The organism is Paraburkholderia suaedae, from assembly GCF_040812055.1.
Classification (GTDB): Bacteria; Pseudomonadota; Gammaproteobacteria; order Burkholderiales; family Burkholderiaceae; genus Paraburkholderia.
In genome coordinates, this window is record NZ_JBFOAH010000098.1 from 1 (window position 1) to 1,250 (window position 1,250).

The 1,250-nt window shown below is 65.8% G+C and carries 1 protein-coding gene and 1 pseudogene; one reads left to right on the plus strand and one right to left on the minus strand.

The features are described from left to right. A pseudogene (locus ABQJ48_RS37710) lies at positions 1-424 on the plus strand (formaldehyde dehydrogenase, glutathione-independent); the annotation flags it as partial. A 252-nt stretch (positions 425-676) separates the two neighbouring features. Here the strand turns inward: ABQJ48_RS37710 and ABQJ48_RS37715 are convergent. Beyond that, positions 677-1,250 (minus strand): GlxA family transcriptional regulator (locus ABQJ48_RS37715; protein ID WP_367842922.1); only part of this gene is annotated, 574 nt, incomplete at its 5' end.

Here is a 1,250-nt window from a genome sequence, read left to right on the forward strand (position 1 = left end):
GGTCGACTGCGTCGGTTTCGAGGCGCACGGTCACGGCAGCAGCGGCTCACACGAGGAAGCGCCGGCCACGGTGCTCAATTCGCTGATGGAAATCACGCGCGCGGCGGGCGCGATCGGCATTCCGGGCCTGTACGTGACCGACGACCCCGGCGCCACCGATGCCGCCGCGCGCAAAGGCAGCCTGAGCATCCGCTTCGGGCTCGGCTGGGCCAAGTCGCATTCGTTCCATACGGGGCAGACGCCGGTGATGAAGTACAACCACAATCTGATGCAGGCGATCCTGTGGGACCGCCTGCCGATCGCGGATATCGTCAACGTGACGGTGGTGTCGCTCGATGATGCGCCCGACGGTTACCGGCAGTTCGACGGCGGCGCGCCGAAGAAATTTGTGATCGACCCGCACGGGTTGCTGAAGGCGGCCTGACGCAGGGGCGGGGCGTGAGGTGATGCACGGAGGAAGCGGCGAGCCTCACGCCCCCGCTGAACGCAAGGCCGTTCAGCGCGTTCATGGGTTATCGAAGTCGGCCAGGAGGGGAGCCCGCGCGTGAGCGCAACCCGCAGAGATGCCTGAGGCAGCCGAACTGATGCGCGAACGAAGCGGCAACGCCCGCGGCGAAATCCGTTCAGCACATTTATTACGGATTACGAAACATAACGCCCGCCGGGCTCGCTCGCCTCAGGCCGCCAGGATCGGCACCGCGGCAAGCGAGGGCGCCTGCTTGCGCCGCTCGCGCGTGGGCGCCGTGCCGAATGCGTCGCGATAGCTCTTCGAGAAGTGGCAGGCGGACTGGAAGCCGCAGGCCATCGTGATGTGCATGATCGACATGTCGGTCTGCAGCAGCAGTTCGCGGGCGCGTCGCAGACGCAGCGTCAGGTAGTAATGGGTGGGCGTCATTCCCAGATGTTCGCGGAACAGCCGCTGCAACTGCCGTTGCGACATGCCCGCGAGCCGCGCGAGTTCTTCGCGCGAGAGCGGCTCCTCGATGTTGTTCTCCATCAGCGAGATCACTTCGAACAGCGACTTGTTGGCCGAACCGAGCCGCGCGACGAGCGGCATCTTCTGCTGCGCGCTGGTGTCGCGCACATGCTCGACGATGAACTGTTCGGCGATCTGCGTGACGCGCGCCGTGCCCACGCGCGGCGCGATCAGGTTGAGCATCATGTCCAGCGGCGCGACGCCGCCGGTGCAGGTGACGCGGTCGCGGTCGATCACGAACAGCTCTTTCAGAAAGCGCGTATCGGGAAACTCT